General features: G+C 71.7%; 14 protein-coding genes. 9 read left to right on the top strand and 5 right to left on the bottom strand.

Going from position 1 to position 18,351, the window contains the following annotated elements; all coding sequences use genetic code 11:
* Positions 1-76: 76 nt before the first annotated feature.
* Positions 77-1,621 carry a lysine 5,6-aminomutase subunit alpha gene (locus WMF14_RS16575; protein WP_437802074.1) on the bottom strand — a complete coding sequence of 515 codons (1,545 nt, stop codon included), beginning with the start codon at positions 1,619-1,621 and terminating at the stop codon, positions 77-79.
* Positions 1,622-1,868: 247 nt separating this feature from the next.
* On the opposite strand from WMF14_RS16575, the gene WMF14_RS16570 reads away from it, so the two are divergent.
* From WMF14_RS16570 to WMF14_RS16555, 4 genes are all read left to right on the top strand, one after another.
* Entirely contained in the window at positions 1,869-2,465 is a 597-nt protein-coding gene (locus tag WMF14_RS16570; protein ID WP_272098108.1) for an FxsA family protein, read from the top strand.
* A gap of 475 nt (positions 2,466-2,940) precedes the next feature.
* Complete coding sequence (locus WMF14_RS16565; protein WP_437802072.1) at positions 2,941-3,483, top strand: NUDIX hydrolase; 543 nt, start codon at positions 2,941-2,943, stop codon at positions 3,481-3,483.
* 422 nt (positions 3,484-3,905) lie between these two features.
* Positions 3,906-4,598: an oxidoreductase gene (locus WMF14_RS16560; protein WP_272098106.1), complete on the top strand. Its 693-nt coding sequence runs from the start codon at positions 3,906-3,908 to the stop codon at positions 4,596-4,598.
* A 93-nt stretch (positions 4,599-4,691) separates the two neighbouring features.
* Entirely contained in the window at positions 4,692-6,881 is a 2,190-nt protein-coding gene (locus tag WMF14_RS16555) for a RecQ family ATP-dependent DNA helicase (protein ID WP_437802070.1), read from the top strand.
* A gap of 13 nt (positions 6,882-6,894) precedes the next feature.
* Here WMF14_RS16555 and WMF14_RS16550 read toward each other — a convergent pair whose 3' ends face one another.
* From WMF14_RS16550 to WMF14_RS16535, 4 genes are all read right to left on the bottom strand, one after another.
* Positions 6,895-7,107: a hypothetical protein gene (locus WMF14_RS16550; RefSeq protein WP_437802068.1), complete on the bottom strand. Its 213-nt coding sequence runs from the start codon at positions 7,105-7,107 to the stop codon at positions 6,895-6,897.
* Positions 7,108-7,417: 310 nt separating this feature from the next.
* Positions 7,418-8,473: a tyrosine/phenylalanine carboxypeptidase domain-containing protein gene (locus WMF14_RS16545; RefSeq protein WP_437802066.1), complete on the bottom strand. Its 1,056-nt coding sequence runs from the start codon at positions 8,471-8,473 to the stop codon at positions 7,418-7,420.
* Between the two features lie 135 nt (positions 8,474-8,608).
* Positions 8,609-9,928 carry a PhoH family protein gene (locus WMF14_RS16540; protein WP_437802064.1) on the bottom strand — a complete coding sequence of 440 codons (1,320 nt, stop codon included), beginning with the start codon at positions 9,926-9,928 and terminating at the stop codon, positions 8,609-8,611.
* Between the two features lie 220 nt (positions 9,929-10,148).
* Positions 10,149-11,510: a sigma-54-dependent transcriptional regulator gene (locus tag WMF14_RS16535; protein ID WP_272098101.1), complete on the bottom strand. Its 1,362-nt coding sequence runs from the start codon at positions 11,508-11,510 to the stop codon at positions 10,149-10,151.
* 387 nt (positions 11,511-11,897) lie between these two features.
* Between WMF14_RS16535 and WMF14_RS16530 the strand changes: the two genes are divergently transcribed.
* The 5 genes from WMF14_RS16530 (at position 11,898) to WMF14_RS16510 (ending at position 18,344) form a co-directional block, all read left to right on the top strand.
* Positions 11,898-13,589 (top strand): aminotransferase class I/II-fold pyridoxal phosphate-dependent enzyme, encoded by a 1,692-nt coding sequence (locus WMF14_RS16530; protein ID WP_437802063.1) that lies wholly within the window; start codon positions 11,898-11,900, stop codon positions 13,587-13,589.
* A 108-nt stretch (positions 13,590-13,697) separates the two neighbouring features.
* Positions 13,698-14,405 carry a hypothetical protein gene (locus WMF14_RS16525; RefSeq protein WP_437802062.1) on the top strand — a complete coding sequence of 236 codons (708 nt, stop codon included), beginning with the start codon at positions 13,698-13,700 and terminating at the stop codon, positions 14,403-14,405.
* A gap of 332 nt (positions 14,406-14,737) precedes the next feature.
* On the top strand, positions 14,738-15,520 hold the full coding sequence (locus WMF14_RS16520) for a hypothetical protein (RefSeq protein ID WP_437802060.1): 783 nt from the start codon (positions 14,738-14,740) through the stop codon (positions 15,518-15,520).
* Between the two features lie 78 nt (positions 15,521-15,598).
* Positions 15,599-17,056: a serpin family protein gene (locus tag WMF14_RS16515; protein ID WP_437802058.1), complete on the top strand. Its 1,458-nt coding sequence runs from the start codon at positions 15,599-15,601 to the stop codon at positions 17,054-17,056.
* Between the two features lie 118 nt (positions 17,057-17,174).
* The gene (locus WMF14_RS16510) at positions 17,175-18,344 is read left to right on the top strand and encodes an acyl-CoA dehydrogenase family protein (protein WP_437802056.1); all 1,170 of its coding nucleotides are present in this window, start codon (positions 17,175-17,177) and stop codon (positions 18,342-18,344) included.
* The last annotated feature ends 7 nt before the right edge of the window (positions 18,345-18,351 follow it).

Raw genomic sequence — 18,351 nt, 5'->3', positions numbered from 1 at the left:
GTCCCGGGAATCCCGTCCTTCTCGGCGCGCCCCCAGCCCGAAGGCCCTCCGACCGGAACGGCGCAGCAGGACAGGCCTACGACCGCTCCAGGACCTCGAGGATCGGGTTCAGGTACTCCGGGTGGCGCGCGACGACCCCCGAGTACCCCTTCCCCCCGGTGCGCGTGCGCTTGACGTCGCCGAACGCGCCGCGCCCGATGGCGTCCCAGACGGTCTCCTGCTCGACCTCCCGCAGCAGCTCGTGCGCCTTGTCGAGGACCTCGCGGGCGCGCCGCTCGACGATGCCGCCCGGCTTCCACTGGATCTCGTCGCCGAGGTGCCGCGCCGCCGTGAAGATGTAGCGGGCGCTCTTCAGCGAGAGATACCGGTCCATGAGGAGCGGTGTGTGGACCGCCTCGCTGAACATCCCGAGCAGCTCGATCGACTGGCCGGTCGTGATCCCGACCAGGTTGAACATCGCGTCGTGGACGTGGCTGTGGAAGATGTCGCCTGTCTTGAACTTGGTGGGCGGCATCCACTTGATCGGGTGCCGGTCGAAGATCTGCCGGACGAGCTGGGCCTGGGCGAGCTCGAAGAGGAGGCTGTCCTCGAGCCAGGGGTTGATCTCGAAGGCGTGGCCGAGGCCCATCTGCTCCTCGCGGAGGCCCGCGCGCCGCGCGAACGCCTCGTTGATGAACTGCGACGCGAGCACCGTATGGGCCTTCTCGACCGCATCGGCGGTCGTGAGGTAGTTGTCCTCTCCCGTGTTGATGACGATACCGCTCCTCGCGATGATCCTCCGGGAGAAATACTGATCGATGAACGTCCGCTGCATGTTGATGTCGCGGAACAGGATCCCGTACATCGCGTCGTTGAGCAGCATGTCGAGCCGCTCCACCGCCGCCATCCAGGCGATCTCGCTCATGCAGAGGCCGGACGAGTAGTTCGTCTGCGCGAGGTAGGTGCCGGTGTCGCGGGTCGCCTCGTCGGCGGCGCGGCGGATGATCCTGAAGTTCTCCTGGGTCGCGTAGGTGCCGCCGTATCCCTCGGTGGTCGGCCCCTCCGGGACGTAGTCGAGGAGCGACTGGGCGGTCGCGCGGATCACGGCGACGATGTCGGCGCCGGCGAACCCGGCGGCCTTGGCCTGCACGGCGTCGTCGTAGATGTTGCCCGTCGCGACGATGACGTACTTGAGCGGCGCGACGCCGACCCGGTGCGCCGCCTTGTTGGCCTCGCGCTCGTCGCGGGCCCTGTCGATCCGGGCGATCGCCTCCCGCGTCGCGGCCTCGAGCGCGCCGCGCGCCTCGGCCGCGGACGGCCCCGCGCCGAGGTCGGCCGCCTCGCTGAACGCCAGCATCTCCGCGGCCTCCTGCACCGAGCCGGCGCCCTCGCAGAGCGCCCGGCCCAGGTGGTAGGCGACGCCGCGGCCCGCTTGCCCCGCCCTGTGGATGCGATCGACGAGCGCGTTCACGAGCGGCGTCCCCTCGGCGTCGGCGCCGATCACGCCGTAGGCGCGGGCGACGGTGCGCTCGACGCCGACCGTGGTGTGGCGGTCGATGAAGCGCTGCACCTCGTCGGCGATGTCGGCGGCAAACGCGCGACACGCCTCCACCTTTTCCTGCTCCACGGGGACAGTCGTCATGGATTTCTCCGGGGCAAGCGCTCTTAGCGCACTCTCACCGCGGCCGGTACTCCGGCGCAGGATCCAGGGCGGAGCATGGAACAGTGGAACAGCCGGCCTCGTGGGGCTCCTGGCGGCGGATGGCGGCGCGGGGCGGTGCGCGATGGCGGCGTGCCGCGGTGCGCGATGACGGCGCTCGGCAGCGAGGCCGGCGGCGGGCGGCCCCACGCGTGCGCGGCGCGGCGGGCGGCGCTAGACGACGGGGGTCATGGGCAAGCTCATCCTGCTCTTCACGGCGCTCCCGATCCTGGAGCTCTGGCTCCTCCTGTCGATCGGCGACGTCATCGGCTTCTGGCCCACCGTGGCGATCGCGCTCGGGACGGCGATCCTCGGCGCAGCGCTCGCGAAGCGCGAGGGGCTCAAGGTGCTCGCCTCGTGGCGCGGCGCGCTGGCGGCGGGCCGCGTCCCGGACGAGGGGCTCACGGGAGGGCTCCTCGCGCTCCTCGGGGCGGCGCTGCTCATCACGCCGGGGGTGCTGACCGACGTGGCAGGGCTCATGCTCCTGATCCCGCCGGTGCGCCGCCGGATCGCAGCGGCGGTGCGGGAGCGGTTCGAGCGGCGGGTGGCCGCGGCGAGCGCCGCCGGCATCGGCGTGGACGGCCCCGGCAACGGCGCGTTCTTCAGCATGAGGGTCATCGACCTGAGCGGCGGGCCGTTCGGCGAGCGCGCCGATGGGCGCGCTGGCGCGTCCCGCGGTCGACCGGCGTCATGGCAGGTCATCGACGTCGAGGCGGAGGTGACCGAGGGGGCCGAGGAGGATGAGGCCGGCGGGCCAGCGCGGACGACGCGACGACTGCCCGGCTGACACCTCGATGTCATCGATGCCCCGGCGAACGCATGCGCGCTCGCGCTGCCCGGATCACCAGCGACTCTCACGCACGACACCCGAACACCGGCGTCAGGAGCTCGGCGAGACAGCGAGCAACGACGCAGGACAATGATTCACGTCCGAGCTGCACGACTGAAACGACAAAGAAACAGAGCGCATTGTAGGCTCTTCAACGTCGTCGGCGCAGCCCGACATCCCAGGAGAAACGACATGAAGATCTGAACCTGCGCAACATGACGCAACAACGCACAACCACACCAACGCAGCAACCTCCTATGAAAGATCCAACTCGAACCTCGATCCCATCGCCCCGACCGCGCCGCCCCGGCGGCAGCGCGAAGAGCGACCCCGGCACGACGTCCAGCCCTGAGCAGCGCCGACGCGCTCGCCTGAACGCCCGGCGGGCGGTGCTCCAGCGGCCCAGCCGCGCGCCCTCGCGGAGGGTGCCCCGATGAGGCTCATCAAGTCGATGGCCAGCTGGCTCCTCGGGTACGTCGATCCACGGGAGCCGCTCGGCAGCTCGCTCATCAACGCTCTTTCCCGACTCCCCATCCACCTCGCCGCGGACGCCGTGTGCCTCCGGAGGAACGCGGACTCTGGCGCCCTCGAGGTGCTCCTGACACAGCGCGGAGCGTCGGCGGCAGGCCCTGGAGAGTGGTGCTGCCCCGGCAGCGTCCTCTCGCCGGGCGAGCAGCCCGAGCACGTCCTCCACCGGGTCGGGATGACGATCTCCGACTTCACGTTCGTCGGCGATTACTTCTCGGCCGCCACGCGCGGCTGGATGCTCTCCCGGGTCCATCAGGCGAAGCTCGCCGAGGTCCCGGCCACGGGCACCTGGTGGCCAGTCGAGCAGCTGCCGAACAACCTGGTACCCAAGCACCGGGAGCTGGTCATCCCGATGGCGGTCAAGGCCTTCCATGCCCAGCGCGCGAAGCGCTCGCAGGCCCAGCGCACGAAGCGCTCGCAGAAGGTCACCAGCGCGCAGCTCACGTGAGGCGCCGCGCGGGCCCCGCGCCGCTGAGACGCAGGAGGCGGGCGGCCCGCTCAAGGCCCATCTCGCGCGCTCGCTCCGAGAGGCGCCCGCGGGATCACAGGAGATGTGCGATCATCCCCCCTTCAGCGTACGGCCATCTCCAGAGCCAGCAGCTCGATGAAGCCCTGCGGTCGTCCGTCTATGCTGCTCCGGGCGAGCGCGGCGCGTGGCTGAGCGCGGCGCGTGACTGGCGCGTGACTGGCCAAGGACAGAGCATGTAGCGCCCGGACACACCAGGAAAGGAAGCGTGGGGGAGCCGCGCCGTCGGTCCGCTCGCGCCGCGCACGGCCGGCCGCTATGGTTCGCGCGCCGCTTGCGTTACGCTGCATGGTACGGCTGTGGATCCCCGCGGCGGCGCTCTCCGCGGGTGATTCCGCACGGACATGGAAGACATGACGGTCGACAAGACAGCTCTCATCGTGGGAGGAACGGGCCTCGTCGGCGGCCACTGCCTGCGCCTCCTCGTGCAACAGCCAGCGTACACGAAGGTCGTCGCCCTGCTCCGCCGCCCGGCCCCGATCGAGGACGCGCGGCTCTCGCAGCGCATCGTCGACTTCGACCGGCTCGAAGGCGCGGACTTCGCCGGCGTGAGCGACGTGTTCTGTGCGCTCGGGACGACGATCGCCAAGGCCGGCTCCGAAGAGGCCTTCTACGAGATCGATTATCGCTACCCCATCACCATCGCCAGGCTCGCCGAGAAGGCCGGGGTGAAGCAGTTCGTCCTGGTCTCCTCCGTGGGCGCCGACCCGCGCTCGACCAGCTTCTACCTTCGCGTGAAGGGCGAGCTCGAGCAGGAGCTCTCGGCGGCGAGCTTCGCGGCGGTCCACGTCCTCAGGCCGAGCCTGCTCCTCGGCGAGCGGGGCGAGGTCAGGAAGGGCGAGGCCATCGGCGTCGCGGCGGCGCAGACGCTCCGGTTCACGATGAAGGGCGGCCTGCGCAGGTACCGGCCCATCGACGCGAGGACGGTCGCCGGCGCGATGGTCGCCGCGGCGCTCGGCGGGCGCAACGGTCGCCACGTCTATCACTTCGACGACATGGAAGCGCTCGCCAAGGGCATCGGCGTCGTCCAGGCCTGATCGCCGCCATGGCGCCGCCACCCACCGGGCGACGCATGCGCGCGAAAATGCTAGGGCTCGCGGCAGGCACGGCGCTCGCTCGACGACGCCGCCATGGTCCTCGCTGAACGCCCCTCGCCGATCGTGACCGAGCGCCTCGCCCCCTCCTCGCTGCGCCCGCCGGAGAGCTCGCCCCCGTCGCTCGACGCCGTGCTCGCGGAGCGGTTCGGCATCGCCGCGTTCCGGCCGTGGCAGCGCGAGGCGATCGAGGCCCTGCTCGGGGGCGCGGGCCGCGTCCTCGTGGTCGCCCCGACCGGCGGCGGCAAGTCGCTCTGCTACCAGCTCCCGGCCGTCGCCCTGCCCGGCACGACGCTCGTCCTGAGCCCGCTCATCTCCCTGATGGAAGATCAGGTCCGCGCCCTCGAGGCGCGCGGCATCCCGGCGACGTTCATCGCGTCCAGCCTCGCGCGCGACGAGAACGGCCGCCGCCTCGCCGCCCTCCGCCGCGGCGAGTACAAGCTCGTCTACGCCGCGCCCGAGCGCCTCGCCCTCGACGGGTTCCTCGAGGCGCTCGCCGCGAGCCGGCTCTCGCTCGTCGCCGTCGACGAGGCGCACTGCATCGTCCAGTGGGGGCACGACTTCCGGCCCGACTACCTGCGCATCGGCGCCGCGCTCGCGCGGCTCCGGCCGCCCCGGGTCCTCGCCTGCACCGCGACGGCGACCCCCGACGCGCGCGACGAGATCATCCGCCGGCTCGGCTGGCCGCTGCCCGCGCCCGACGGCGCGGACGACGGCGGCGGCGACGGCGACGCGGTGAGCGGGCGCGGGCGCGGCGCCGAAGAGCCGCCGCCCAAGGTGATCCTGCGCGGCTTCGCCCGGCCCAACCTCCACCTGCAGGTCTCGGCGGTCGACGGCCCGCGCGAGGCCGGGCGCCGCACGGCGCGCGCGCTGCTGGAGGCCCTCGGCGATCCCGGGCGGCCCCGCGGGGCGGGCATCGTCTACGCCGCCACCCGCAAGGGAGCCGAGCGCCTCGCCGAGGCGCTCCGCGACGCAGGCTGGAACGCGGAAGCGTACCACGCCGGGCTCGCCCCCGAGTCCCGCGCGCGCATCTCGGCGGGCTTCGCCGATCGCAGCCTCTCCGTGGTCGTGGCCACCAACGCCTTCGGCATGGGGATCGATCGCCCCGACGTCCGGCTCGTGGTGCACGCCCAGCCGCCGTCGTCGATCGAGGCCTACTACCAGGAGGTCGGCCGCGCCGGGCGGGACGGCGACCCGGCCCGCGGCCTCCTCTTGTTCGCGCCCGCGGACATCGCGCTGCGCCGCCGGCTCTGCCAGCTCGGCGAGGGGGGCGTCGAGGCGAACGCCGACGACGCCGCGCGCGCCTGGGGGCTGTTCCGAGAGCTGCTCCGCTACGTCGACGCCGCGACGTGCCGGCACGACTTCATCCTCCGCTACTTCGGCGACGAGGCGGAGTCGCTCGGCGGCTGCGGCCACTGCGACGTCTGTCTGGAGGTCGACGCCCTCGAGGCGAGCGACCCGGCCGCGCTCGCCCGGGACAACGACCTCGTGCGCCGGGCGCTCGCCGGCGTCGCGCGGGTGAAGGGCGGCGCCGGGATGCAGGCGGTCGCGTCGATGCTCGTCGGCGAGTCGAACGAGCGCGTCCGCCGCATGGGGCTCGACCGGCTCTCGACGTTCGGCGTCCTCGAGGGGAAGAGCCACGACGAGGCCATGTCGATCCTTCGCGCGCTGCTCGCCAACGCCTGGATCGATCTCACGACGGGCGAGTTCCCCGTCCCCCTCATCACGCCAGCCGGCTGGCGCGTGATGCGCGGAGAGGTGCCCACGCGGGTGCGGCTCCCGGTCCCCGCCGCGCGCCGGCGGCCGCGCCGCGCGGCGCCGGGCGCGTCGCCCGCCGCGCGCCCGCCGGCGGCCGCGCCCTCCACGCGGGCGCGCGCGCAGCCGGCCCCGCAGGCGTTCGCGTCCGCAGCGACCCGCGACGACGCGGCGCGCCCCGCGCCGGGCGCCCCCCTCCCGGCCTCGCGCGCGCAAGCGGAGCCCGGCGTCGAGCTCGAGGAGCGCGACGTGCCGCTGTTCGAGGCGCTCCGCGCCCACAGGGCCGCGCTCGCCAAGGAGAAGTCGCTGCCCGCCTACGTCATCGCGCACGACCGGACGCTCCGGGAGATCGCGCGGATCCGGCCCGCGTCGCTCGACGACCTCGCGCTCGCGCGCGGCATGGGTCAGGCGAAGATCTCGAGCTACGGGGAGGGCATCCTCCGCGTCGTCCGGGAGTTCTCGGGCCCCTGATCGGCCCGGGACCTCAGGCGAGGCCCGCGACGCGGAGCTCCGCGATGAGCTGGCCATCCAGGCTGACGAAGGTCGTCAGGCGCCCCTCGACGTTGATGAACACGTCGAGCATCAGGCCCGCGCCGAGATCCAGGACATGGAGGTCCCCCTTGAGGACCACCGTCGGGGCCTCGCTTCCCCTCGGCGGCCGTCTGGGTTCCCTCTCCATGGCCTTCTTCGAGTTCATGCCCGCCTCCGCCCGCCGGCCCGTCCGCGCCGCGCGCTCCCAGGACCGCCGCCGCACGCCGCGCGGATGCGACCGCACGCGCGACGTCGCCCGTCCGCCGGCCACCACGTCAAGCGCGTTCCATGCCGCGCTCGCACGGCTGGAGTGATCCTTCCCTTCACGCAGCCCCCTTTCTCGCCCGCCCCTCACCCGGCCGGCGATGCCTTCATTTCATGGGATCGGCTTCCCAGGAAGGCACGAAGTTCAGCGAGGATCGGACTTTTCTTCCCGGCTTCCCATGCTCCCGGTCGAGCTGGGCAGCCGCGGACCATCACCTCTCCCTCGCCCAGGACGAAAGCGACGCCGCTGCGCCCACCGAGACCCGGCCCGAGGCGAGCACCGGCCCCAGCGCTGGCTGCTCCACGAGCAGCGCCTCGACCCGCAGCAGCGCCGGCAGGTAGACGACCTCCCGCGCGAGGCCGCCGCCCCGGTGGACGCGCGCCGCGATGCGCAGGGCGTCCCCCGTGGAGCGCGCGCCGCGCGCCTCGAGCAGCCGCGCTGTCTCGACGAAGCCCGCGCCGCGCTCGACGCTCCGCGCGGCGAGGTGGCGCAGCCCGAGCTCGATCCGGCGGGCGCCGACCAGGTACCCCGCGGCGCGCTCGCGCGCGAGCGCCCAGCCCTCCTGATCGTCGCCCCCGTTCGCGGTCCCGATCGCGAAGATCCCCAGCGGGAGCGCCGCAGCGCGCACGCTCGGCGCCGCGTGCCCCTCGATCTCGTGGAGCACCGTGCGCTCGACGTCGTCGCGCGTGAGCATGCGCCCCCGCGCGACCTGGATCACCCCGTCGCCCGTCGCGGCGAGCGGCGCGATGTCGGCGATCACGACCCGGAGGGGCAAGCGCCGCGCCCCGATCTCGCGGCGCATCCGCGACAGGAGCGACCAGGGCGAGCGCGCGTCGTCGCTCCGCACCCGCTCCTCGTCGCTCGACGCGGCGCCCGCCTCCTGCTCGACCCATGTCGCGGCGAGCGCGTCCGCCTGCTCGTCGAACGCGTCGCGCGCGGCGTAGCGGCGGCGCGCGGCGGACCAGCACCCCGCCCCGCCCGCGGCCTCGCAGATCGCGGCCTCCGCGGCGAGCTCGCTCGCGCGGCCGGCGTAGACCGCGCCGAGCTCCCCTTGCCCCGCGAGCCGCTCGGCCGCCGCCTCCATCGCCTTTCGAAGCTCGCCGTGGTCCTGCGCGGGCGCGTAGGTGAACCGCGGGAGCTCCCCGCCGCTCCGATCCCAGGAGGCGGCGAGCCGCGCGAGCTCCTCGACGAGGTTCACCGGCGTGCTCGACCCGACGACGCGGATCCGCCGCGCCGCGGCGCCGAGGAGCCGATCCGCGTCCGGCACCCACGCCGGAGGCGCCGGCCGTTCGGCCGATCTAGCTCGATGACGCCGCGCCACGGCCCGCCGCTCCTTCCAAATGCGCCCCCGCCCCGCACGCCCCCGCCCCGTGAGAGCGCCGCGCGCCCGGCGCCGCTCGCCTCAGAGCAGGTTCGCCGCGAGCTCCGCGAGCTCGCTGCGCTCGCCCTTGGCGAGCACCACGTGACCCGCGATGCGCTCGCGCCTGAACCGCTCCGCCACCACGAGCAGGCCGTTCGACGCATGGTCCACGTACGGGTTGTCGATCTGCTGAGGATCGCCGGTCAGCACGATCTTGGTCCCCTCGCCGCACCGCGTGATGATCGTCTTCACCTCGTGCGGGGTGAGGTTCTGGGCCTCGTCCACGATGAGGTACTGGTGCGGCAGGCTGCGCCCGCGGATGTAGGTGAGCGGCTCGACCTGGATCCGCCCGCTCTCCAGGAGTTCCACGAAGCCGCGCGCGTCGCGCCCCGGCTTCGTGCCGCCGTTCGAGAAGAGGAACTCGAGGTTGTCGAAGATCGGCTGCATCCACGGGTTCAGCTTCTCGTCCACGTCGCCCGGAAGGAAGCCCAGATCGCGCCCCAGCGGCATGATCGGCCGGCTCACGAGCAGCCGACTGTAGGCGTTGTCCTCGGTCGTCCGCTTCAGCGCCGCCGCGAGCGCGAGGAGCGTCTTGCCCGTCCCGGCCTTGCCAATCAGCGTGATCAGCCGCACCGAATCGTCGAGCAGGAGGTCCAGCGCGAACGCCTGCTCCTTGTTGCGCGGCCGGACCCCCATCACCCCCTCCCGCCCGACCCGGAGGGCGACGATCTGCCCGCGCGCCGCGTCGAACCGGCCGAGCGCCGTGTGGCTCGGCGCCCCCGCGTCGCGGAGCAACACCGCCGAATTCGGCAACAAATCCGCGATCTTGTCGCTGGAGAGAGAGCCGTTCTGGAAGAACGCGTCGACCTCGGAGCCGGGCACCTCGAGCTCCACCACCGACTGCTCGATGGCCGGGTCGTGCACCCGCTGGTTCTCGTACGTCTCCGCCGGGATCCGGAGCGCGTCGGCGCGGATCCGGAGGTTCGTGTCCATCGTCACGAAGATGGTCGGCCGATCCTTGTGCCGATCGCGGATGTCGATCGCCGTCTGGAGGATGGCGCTGTCCTGCGATCCGGACTCCAGCCCCACGAGCAGCTCCGGCCGCCGCTCCGGGATCGCGATCCGCAGCGTGCCGCCGCTCTCGAGCAGCACCCCGGTCGCGAGCGTCCCGGCGCCGCGGACCTCGTCGAGCAGCCGGGCGATCGTCCTCGCGTTGCGCCCGCGCTCGGAGCCCTCCCGCTTGAACTGATCGATCTCCTCGATCGCGTAGATCGGGATGATGACGTCGTTGTCCTCGAACCTGAAGATCGCGTGCGGATCGTGGAGGAGGACGTTCGCGTCGAGAACGTAGTTCTTCTTCATGGGGGAGCGGGACGACGTAGCCGCCTGAGGCGACGGGCGCAAGAGAGCTGTTGTGCCGCCCGCGCTTGGTTGCGGTCACGCGTTGACCCATGCATCGGCGCGAGCCTCTCGCGGACATCTGGAGAAATACCGACCTTCGACTCGGCCGGATCTGGAACATCGTCCACGGTCGTCGCGCCGTCCGCGTCGTCCCCGTCGACTCCCGGTCGGCCCGCCGCCGTCAGAGATCGATCCGGTAGTCCTTGATCTTGTAGAGCAGCGCCCGGTGGCTGATCTCCAGCACCTCGGCCGCCTTGGTCCGGTTGCCCTTCGTCTTCTGGAGCGCGCGCCGGATGAGGATCTCCTCGATGACGCGGGACGTCTTCTTGATCGACAGCTCGCCGCTCGTCAGCTGCATCTGGATCGGATCGCGCGCCTCGCGGATCCGCTCGGGCAGGTCGGCCTCGCCGATGCGCTCGCCCTCGCAGAGCACCATGGCGCGCTCGACGGTGTTCTCCAGCTCCCGCACGTTGCCCGGCCACCGGTACTCCAGGAGCAGCCGCCTCGCCTCGGGCTCGAAGCCGCGGATGTTGATGCCGAACCGCGCGTTGTTCCTCGCGAGGAAGTGATCCATGAGGATCGGGATGTCCTCCCGCCGCTCGCGGAGCGGCGGGATCGCGATGGGGAGCACGTTGATCCGGTAGAAGAGGTCCTCGCGGAACCGGCCGGCCTGCGTCTCGGCCATCAGGTCGCGGTGGGTCGCCGCGAGGATGCGGACGTCGACCTTGATGTCCTTGCTGTCCCCCAGCCGGCGGAGCGTCTCCTCCTGGAGCACCCGGAGCAGCTTCACCTGCAGCGCCAGCGGCAGCTCGCCGATCTCGTCGAGCAGCAGCGTGCCGTGGTTCGCCTGCTCGAACAGGCCCGCCCTGTCGTTCACCGCGTCGGTGAACGCGCCCCGCTTGTACCCGAAGAGCTCGCTCTCCAGCAGGTTCTCCGGGATGGCGCCGCAGTTGACCGCGACGAACGGACCGCCGCGGCGGCTCGACCGCCTGTGGATCGCCCGGGCCACGAGCTCCTTGCCGACGCCGCTCTCGCCCGTGATGAGCGCCGTGGTCTTGTAGTCGGCGACCTTCGCGATCGTCTTGAAGATCACCTGCATCGGCGGGCTCTTCGCGAGGAGCTCCTCGAAGAGGTTCTCCCGCCGGATCTCCTGGCGCAGGACGCGGTTCTCGCGGCGGAGCGCCTCCCGCTCCTCGGCCTTGCGGAGCGTGAGCAGCACCTCCTCGGCCTTGAACGGCTTCTGGATGTAATCGTAGGCGCCCGCCTTCATCGCCTCGATCGCCAGGTCGACGTTGCCGTAGGCGCTCATCACGATGACCGTCGCCTCGTTGCCCTTGGCCTTCAGCGTCGCCAGCAGATCGAGCCCGCCCATCCTGGGCATCCGGACGTCGGTCAGGATGACGTCGGGCCCGAACGTCTCGACCATCGCGAGCGCCTCCTCGCCGCTCGAGACCGCCTCGACCTCGTAGCCGTCCCGCTTGAGGAACGTGCGCACCACGAGGCGCAGGTTTTCTTCGTCGTCAACGACTAGGACACGGCGCATAGACCCTGAAAACTTTTCCTACACCGGCGCGCACCACTCCGCAACGAGTTGCGCCTTTGCCCTTGCCGCGGCCTGTCATCCGCGGTGTTTGGGAGTCAGGTGCAGCGCGCGCAGGCCCCCGGCGGGCGAGCTCTGCGAACGTCGCCGCGCACCACGCGAACGACCCTGCGCGACGCGGAATGCGCCTGCGCGGCGACGGCGCTCCGCGGCGCTCGTGGCACGCCAGGACGACGCGGTGGTGGCAGTTGACGCGGCCCGCGCAGGCTGCTTTAGCGGCGACACGCGCAGGGAACGAGCAGGGGCCCGAGAGGCCTCGATCCTGCACGCCGGAGCGGCTTTCGCGGACAGGACCGCGCCCCTTAATTCGATCGCGTGAGGAGCCAGGGCATGAGGATGAAGGATCGTCTGGTCGACCAAGCAAAGAAGCTCACCTCGTCGGGCGTGGTCGTCCGTGTCGTCAGCAACGATCGCGTGATGCGGCTCGCCACGGGGGTCATGGACGCGAAGAACCGCCTGCGCGCCGCCCGGGAGCGGGCCGCGGAGGCCTGGGACATCCTGCTCAACGGGCACGCGCTCCCGAACATCGATCCCTCGCTCGACGACGAGGCCGGCGTCCACGGGGCGACGCCGTCGCGCGCGGCGGCTCGTCGGCCCGCCGCGCCCGCCGCGCCCGCCGCGAGCGGCGCGGGGCTGTCGGTCGTGGAGGAGACGGCGAGCAGCGAGGCGCCGCGCGAGCGCGGGGTGGCGAGCCGCCCGCACGTGAACGGCGTGGGCGCGAACGGCGCGGGCTCGAACGGCGCCGGCACCTACGTGGCCGCGGCGGCCGAGCAGCAGCTCGCGACCCAGATGGCGGCGCGGACGTCGCTGGCGCGGATCGGCGGGCGCGACGTGTTCGAGAAGGCCTACAAGTTCATGACCGCGGACAACGCCCGCGCCATGGGCGTCTACCCCTTCTTCCGCCCGCTCGACTTCAACAACGGCCCCGAGGCGCAGCTCGAGGGCCGGACCGTGATCATGCTCGGCTCGAACAACTACCTCGGGCTGACGACGCACCCGAAGGTGCGGGAAGCCGCGCGGAACGCGATCGACAAATACGGCACCAGCATGACCGGCTCGCGGCTCGTGAACGGGTCGATGCGCCTCCACAACGAGCTCGAGCAGAAGCTCGCCGCCTACCACGGCAAGGAGGCGGGGCTCGTGTTCACGACGGGCTATCAGGTGAACATCGCGACCATCTCGGCGCTCCTCAGCAACAAGCGGAGCGTCGCGATGATCGACAAGGACGATCACGCCTCCATCTACGACGGCGTGCGGCTCGCGCAGGCGGCCGGCGCCCGGATGGTGCGCTACAAGCACAGCGATCCCGCCGCGCTCGACAGCGCGCTCTCCGAGATCGCCGACACCGAGGGCGCCCTCGTGATCACCGACGGCGTGTTCAGCGCCCAGGGCGAGATCGCGAGTCTGCCCGGCATCGTCGAGGTGGTGAAGAAGCACAAGGCGCGGCTCCTCGTCGACGACGCCCACGCGCTCGGCGTCATCGGCCCGGGGGGCCGCGGCACCGCCGCGCACTTCGGCCTCGGGAAGGAGGTCGACCTCATCGGAGGCACCTTCTCGAAGTCGCTCGCCTCGATCGGCGGCTGGCTCGTCGGTGAGCGAAAGGTGCTCGATTACATTCAGCATTTCGCCTACAGCTTCCTCTTCGCGGCGAGCGCCGCGCCGCCCTGCGTTGCCGCCGCCATGGCCTCGCTCGAGGTCATGCAGGAGGAGCCCTGGCGCCAGGAGAAGCTCCGCGAGAACTTCACGTACATGCGCACGGAGCTGCAGCGGCTCGGCTTCGAGCTCGGCAAGACCGAGACGGCCGTGATCCCCATCTACATCCGCGACGATCTCAAGACCGTGATGATGTGGAAGTCGCTCCTCGACGACTACTCGCTCTACGTGAATCCGTTCATCACCCCGGGCGTCCCGCCCAAGCAGCAGGTGCTCCGGACGAGCTACATGGCGACCCACGAGCGCAAGCACCTCGATCACGCGCTCGAGGCGTTCGAGAAGGTCGGCAAGAAGTTCGGCGTCATCTGAGGCGGGCGGGGCGGGAGCGGCGCCCTCCGGGCATGCTCGACGTGATCGACGCGCGCCCGCCACGTTCGGCATTTTCGCCGCGCGGCGGGCGTGGTCAGCTGAGCGGTCATGGATCTTCGACCGTTCGCGCAAGGTGTCGCCGGGGCGCTGGGCCCTGCGCTCCGCTCTTTCTTCCTGACGGCCGCGGCCATGTCGTTCCTGGCCCTCGTCCTCGCCGCCGCCTCGTACGCCATCGCGGCCGACGGCTCGGCGCTGCGCGGGGCGCTGGCGGCCGTCGCGGCGCTCGCGCTCTCCGCCGTGATCGGCTTCACGCTGTCGTGGAAGCGGGCGCTCGGCACCGGCATCCTGCAGATCGTGCGGGCGAAGCGCCTCGGCGGGATGCTCGTGACCTCCGTGTTCGAGCGGCTGCTCGGCGTCTCCGAGCAGGCCGAGGCGGGCGCCCGCGGCGGGCGGGTGGCGCAGGCGGTGGAGCGCGTCCCGCTCAACGAGGCGGTGAAGCGCCTTCGCCTCGCCGTGATCCACAGGGTGCAGGCGGCGCCGACAGGGGGCGGCGTGCGGGGGTTCCTGCGGCGCAAGATCGAGGCGCAGCTGCTCGGGACCATCGAGACGCTGACGCTGGCGCGCTTCCGCAACGAGGCCAACCAGGCAGGCGGCATCGACCTGCTGAAGGTGCGGGACGAGCTCTCCCAGGGCGTCGACGGCCTCGTCGCCGACCAGATCGAGGGGACGCTGCTGAAGATGACGCTGCTCCTCGTCGGGGCCGCCGCGCTGGCGTCGCTCGGGGCGGCCGCGGGCATCCAGTACATCCCTCTGTGATCCTCCTCTCAAGAAGGGCGCAGGCCCCTCTCCCCCTGCGCGCCCGCGGCCCTCGGCGAACGACACCTCGCCCGGTCCAGCGCCGCCGACGGCTCGAGCCGCTCCCCTGCCCGATCGACGCCTGTGGCCAGCGAGGCAGCGAGGTGCGCCCGCGCGGGCAGGCCACGCGGCCGCGCGCCGCTCGGGGGCTCTCCATGCACATCGGCTTTGCCTAACTGCTCTGCACTACGTTAGTGTCGACCGACTGCAGTTACGTTTCATGTTGCTCTCATGTTTCATGTTGCTTTCACCTCGTGCTGCGCAGAGGAGGCAATTCGATGATGGAGAACGATATGCGGAGAAGTTGCTCGGCGCTCGCTTGCGTCGTGGGGTTGCTCGCGTCGCCCGCCGCCTGGGCTCAGGATCCCGCTGCGCCCCCGGCTGATCCGGGCGCAGCGGCCGCGGCCGCGCCGACGCCCGCGGCGGAGCCCGTCGCGCCGGAGCCGCAGGCGAGCCAGATCCCGAGCTGGTTCCGCTTCGACGCAGACAGCCTCGGTCTCCAGCTCTGGGCCGGCGCCACGCACCAGGTCGGCCCCATCAGCCTCTCGAGCGACATCTACCTCACCACGCTGGGAACCGCTGAGTTCGACATCGGCCCCGCCTTCACGATGGGCCCTGTCATCCTCAACCCGATGGTGGGCTTCTCGTTCAACTTCACGACGATGCAGCCGGCGGCGCTGGTCGCCCCGCAGCTGTTCACCTTCGTCGACTCGAAGCCCGTTTACTTCGAGTCGTGGATCCTGGGGTCGTTCTCCAGCATGTTCGACGAGAGCGTCCAGAACTACGTCTACACGCGGGACTTCCTGCTCTACTACCCCATCGACGACTTCGGCATCGGCCCGCACCTCGAGGCCACGCTCGACCTCAACGAGGTCACGCTCGAGGACGATCCATCGACCGCCGGTGTGGACGTCGACAAGAGCGGCCTCGCCAGCCTGCAGGTCGGGGGCGTGCTCGGGCTGAACTACGGCACGGGAAACAAGCTGCTCCTTTACCTCGGCTACGAGACGCAGGAGGAGAGCCAGATCGGCGGGAAGAAGCTCGCCGGCCGGTTCACGTTCGTCCACAATTTCTGACGGCGCGACGGGAGCACACGCTCGCTCCGCCTTCCGGTCGAGCTTCCCGCCGGCCTGGCGCGCTGGTACCTCAGCGCCATGGCCAGACCGATCTCGTTCTTCACGACCGCGTTATGCACGCTGCTGGGGCTCGGGTGTCAGGCCCGGGACGGCGCCCCGCCGGCCGCGCCGGCCCCGAGCGCGTCCGCTTGCCAGCCCGCCGACTGCGGCCCCCTCGCGATGATCGCCCGCGTCTGCGACGACGGCTCCACCGGCACCCCGCAGTGCGCGCGCGCCGAGGGCGGGGCGTGCCGGTGGGAACACGTCTGTCCCGGCGCGAAGCCGACCTCCGGGGCGGCGGCCCCTGGGCCGAGCGAGCCCGCCCCGCCGGACGCTCAGCAGCCGGATCCTCCGGCGCCGGCCACGGCGCTCGCCGACGCGAACGCCGCGTTCGCGCAGCGCCTCTACGGCAAGCTCGCCGCGACCAAAGACAAGCTCTTCTTCTCGCCGGCGAGCATCTCGACGGCGCTGGCCATGACCTACGCCGGCGCCCGCGGCGAGACAGCGGCTCAGATGGCGAAGACGCTCGAGTTCACCCTCCCGCCCGAGGCGCTCCATCCCGCCTTTGGCGGGCTCATCAAGGAGCTGGCGCTGGCGACCGGGCCCAAGGGGCCCGAGCTCCGGATCGCCAACCGGCTGTGGGGCCAGGCCGGGCTGCCGATCGAGCCCGCGTTCCAGAGCACCACCCAGCAGCACTACGGGGCAGGGATCGAGCTCGTCGACTTCAAGGGCGGGAGCGAGCCGGCGCGGGGGCGCATCAATCAATGGGTCGAACAGCAGACGAACGGGAAGATCAAGGACCTGATGCCCGCCGGGAGCATCACCGGCCTCACGCGGCTCGTCCTGACGAACGCTGTCTACTTCAAGGGGAAGTGGGCGACGCCCTTCGACAAGAAGGCCACCAAGAACGAGCCGTTCACGGTCAAGCCCGGGACGGCGCCGGCCGTGCCGATGATGCGCAAGACGCTCCTGGCGGGCTTTGGAAAGACCGCTGACGCCTCGGTGCTGGAGCTCGCGTACGAGGCGCAGAGCCCCGAGCGCCGGCTGGCCATGGTCGTCGTCCTGCCCGCGCAGGTGGACGGGCTGGCGCAGGTGGAGCAGCGCCTGGCAGCGGGGCAGCTCAAGGCGTACGTGGAGGCGCTCGAGCCGACGCGGGTCGACGTGGCGCTCCCGCGCTTCAAGATGACCGCCGAGCTCGAGCTGTCGGCGACCCTGAGCGCGCTGGGGATGCCGCTCGCGTTCGACGAGAAGAAGGCCGACTTCTCCGGGATCACGAGGGCAGAGCCGCTCTACATCTCCCAGGTGCGCCACAAGGCGTTCGTGGAGGTCAACGAGGAAGGGACCGAAGCCGCCGCGGCCACGGGGGTCGTCATGACGACACGATCAGCCCCGGCGCCGCCCCAGGTGTTCCGCGCGGATCACCCGTTCGTGTTCCTGATCCGCGACGTGGCGACTGGCACCGTGCTGTTCATGGGCCGCGTGACCGACCCGCGATGACGTCGCTCCCGGCGGAGGGGGGCCGAAAGTCCGCGCGGAGCTCCTGAACCGCCGTACGATGAGCCGTTTTGACGGGCCTTCACAGGGTCCGCCAACCCCCGATGTCAAGGAGCGAGCGATGAAGAACGAAGACGCCGCGAAGGTGCTGCATGCCGTCCGTGACCTGGCCCCCGCGATCGCCTCACGGAGCGCGGAGATCGAGGAGGCGCGGCGCCTCCCGGCGGATCTCCTCGGCCAGCTCAAGGCGGCGGGTTGCTTCCGGATGTTCCTGCCGAGGAGCCACGGCGGCCACGAGGTCGACCTGCGCACGGGGATGGACGTCCTCGAGGCGCTCGCCCGGGCGGACGGGGCCACCGGCTGGACCGTGATGATCGGCTCGGAGAGCCCGCACCTCTTCGCGCTCCTGCCGCGCGAGCGCTTCGACGCCATCTACGCCGGCGGGCCGGACGTGATCATCGGCGGCGGCTTCAACGCGCAGGGCGAAGCCCACGCGACGGACGGCGGCTACCGGGTCACCGGGCGCTGGAGCTTCGCGAGCGGCTGCGAGCACGCCAGCTGGCTGTTCGGAAACTGCGTGATCATGGACGGCGGCCGCCCGCGGATGGGCGAGACGCGCGAGACGCCAGAGGTGCGGGGCATGCTGTTCCCGGCGAGCGAGGCGCGCATCATCGACACCTGGTCCGTGCTCGGCCTGCGCGGCACGGGCAGCCACGATATCGCGCTGGAAGGGGCCTTCTGCCCCGAGGCGAACACCCTCGATATCTTCCGGGGCCAGCCGTCGGTGGCCGGGCCGGGCTTCGTCGCGCCCGTCCTGCACTTCGCGCTCCACATGGGGGCGGTGGCGGTGGGGATCGCCCAGGGGGCGCTCGACGACATCGTGACGCTCGCGAGCTCGGGCAAGAAGCGGCTGTATGCGCGCACCCAGCTGGCAGACTCTCCGCTGTTCCAGGTGAACCTCGGCCGCGCCGAGACGAGCGTCCGCGCCGCCCGCGCCCTGCTGCGCGACATAGGGGACGAGCTCTGGGCCGCGTGCGTGAACAACCCTGGCGCCGCCCTCGCGGTGGCGCCGCGGATCTCGGGCGCCCTGGCGTGGGTGACGGAGGTGACGGCCCGGGCCGTGGACACCTGCTATCAGGCGGGCGGGGGCGGAGTCGCCCGGAACGCGTCGCCCTTGCAACGGCGGTTCCGGGACATTCACACCTTCTCCCAGCACGCCGCCGCCGCAGAGGGCTGGTTCGGCCAGGTCGGCTCCGCGCTCCTTGGGCAGCCGACGGGCCTCTGGACCTGAACCTTAG

The sequence above is a fragment of the Sorangium sp. So ce693 genome, assembly GCF_051521375.1.
GTDB lineage: Bacteria > Myxococcota_A > Polyangia > Polyangiales > Polyangiaceae > Sorangium > Sorangium atrum.
The sequence above is the reverse complement of the archived record's forward strand: the minus strand, read 5'-3'. Positions and strand labels throughout refer to the sequence as shown.

Bases quoted from the DNA above. Each gene is read 5' to 3' on its own strand.
- WMF14_RS16575 (WP_437802074.1), bottom strand. From the start codon at position 1,621: ATGACGACTGTCCCCGTGGAGCAGGAAAAGGTGGAGGCGTGTCGCGCG.
- WMF14_RS16570 (WP_272098108.1), top strand. From the start codon at position 1,869: ATGGGCAAGCTCATCCTGCTCTTCACGGCGCTCCCGATCCTGGAGCTC.
- WMF14_RS16565 (WP_437802072.1), top strand. From the start codon at position 2,941: ATGAGGCTCATCAAGTCGATGGCCAGCTGGCTCCTCGGGTACGTCGAT.
- WMF14_RS16560 (WP_272098106.1), top strand. From the start codon at position 3,906: ATGGAAGACATGACGGTCGACAAGACAGCTCTCATCGTGGGAGGAACG.
- WMF14_RS16555 (WP_437802070.1), top strand. From the start codon at position 4,692: ATGGTCCTCGCTGAACGCCCCTCGCCGATCGTGACCGAGCGCCTCGCC.
- WMF14_RS16550 (WP_437802068.1), bottom strand. From the start codon at position 7,107: ATGAACTCGAAGAAGGCCATGGAGAGGGAACCCAGACGGCCGCCGAGG.
- WMF14_RS16540 (WP_437802064.1), bottom strand. From the start codon at position 9,928: ATGAAGAAGAACTACGTTCTCGACGCGAACGTCCTCCTCCACGATCCG.
- WMF14_RS16535 (WP_272098101.1), bottom strand. From the start codon at position 11,510: ATGCGCCGTGTCCTAGTCGTTGACGACGAAGAAAACCTGCGCCTCGTG.
- WMF14_RS16530 (WP_437802063.1), top strand. From the start codon at position 11,898: ATGAGGATGAAGGATCGTCTGGTCGACCAAGCAAAGAAGCTCACCTCG.
- WMF14_RS16525 (WP_437802062.1), top strand. From the start codon at position 13,698: ATGGATCTTCGACCGTTCGCGCAAGGTGTCGCCGGGGCGCTGGGCCCT.
- WMF14_RS16520 (WP_437802060.1), top strand. From the start codon at position 14,738: ATGCGGAGAAGTTGCTCGGCGCTCGCTTGCGTCGTGGGGTTGCTCGCG.
- WMF14_RS16515 (WP_437802058.1), top strand. From the start codon at position 15,599: ATGGCCAGACCGATCTCGTTCTTCACGACCGCGTTATGCACGCTGCTG.
- WMF14_RS16510 (WP_437802056.1), top strand. From the start codon at position 17,175: ATGAAGAACGAAGACGCCGCGAAGGTGCTGCATGCCGTCCGTGACCTG.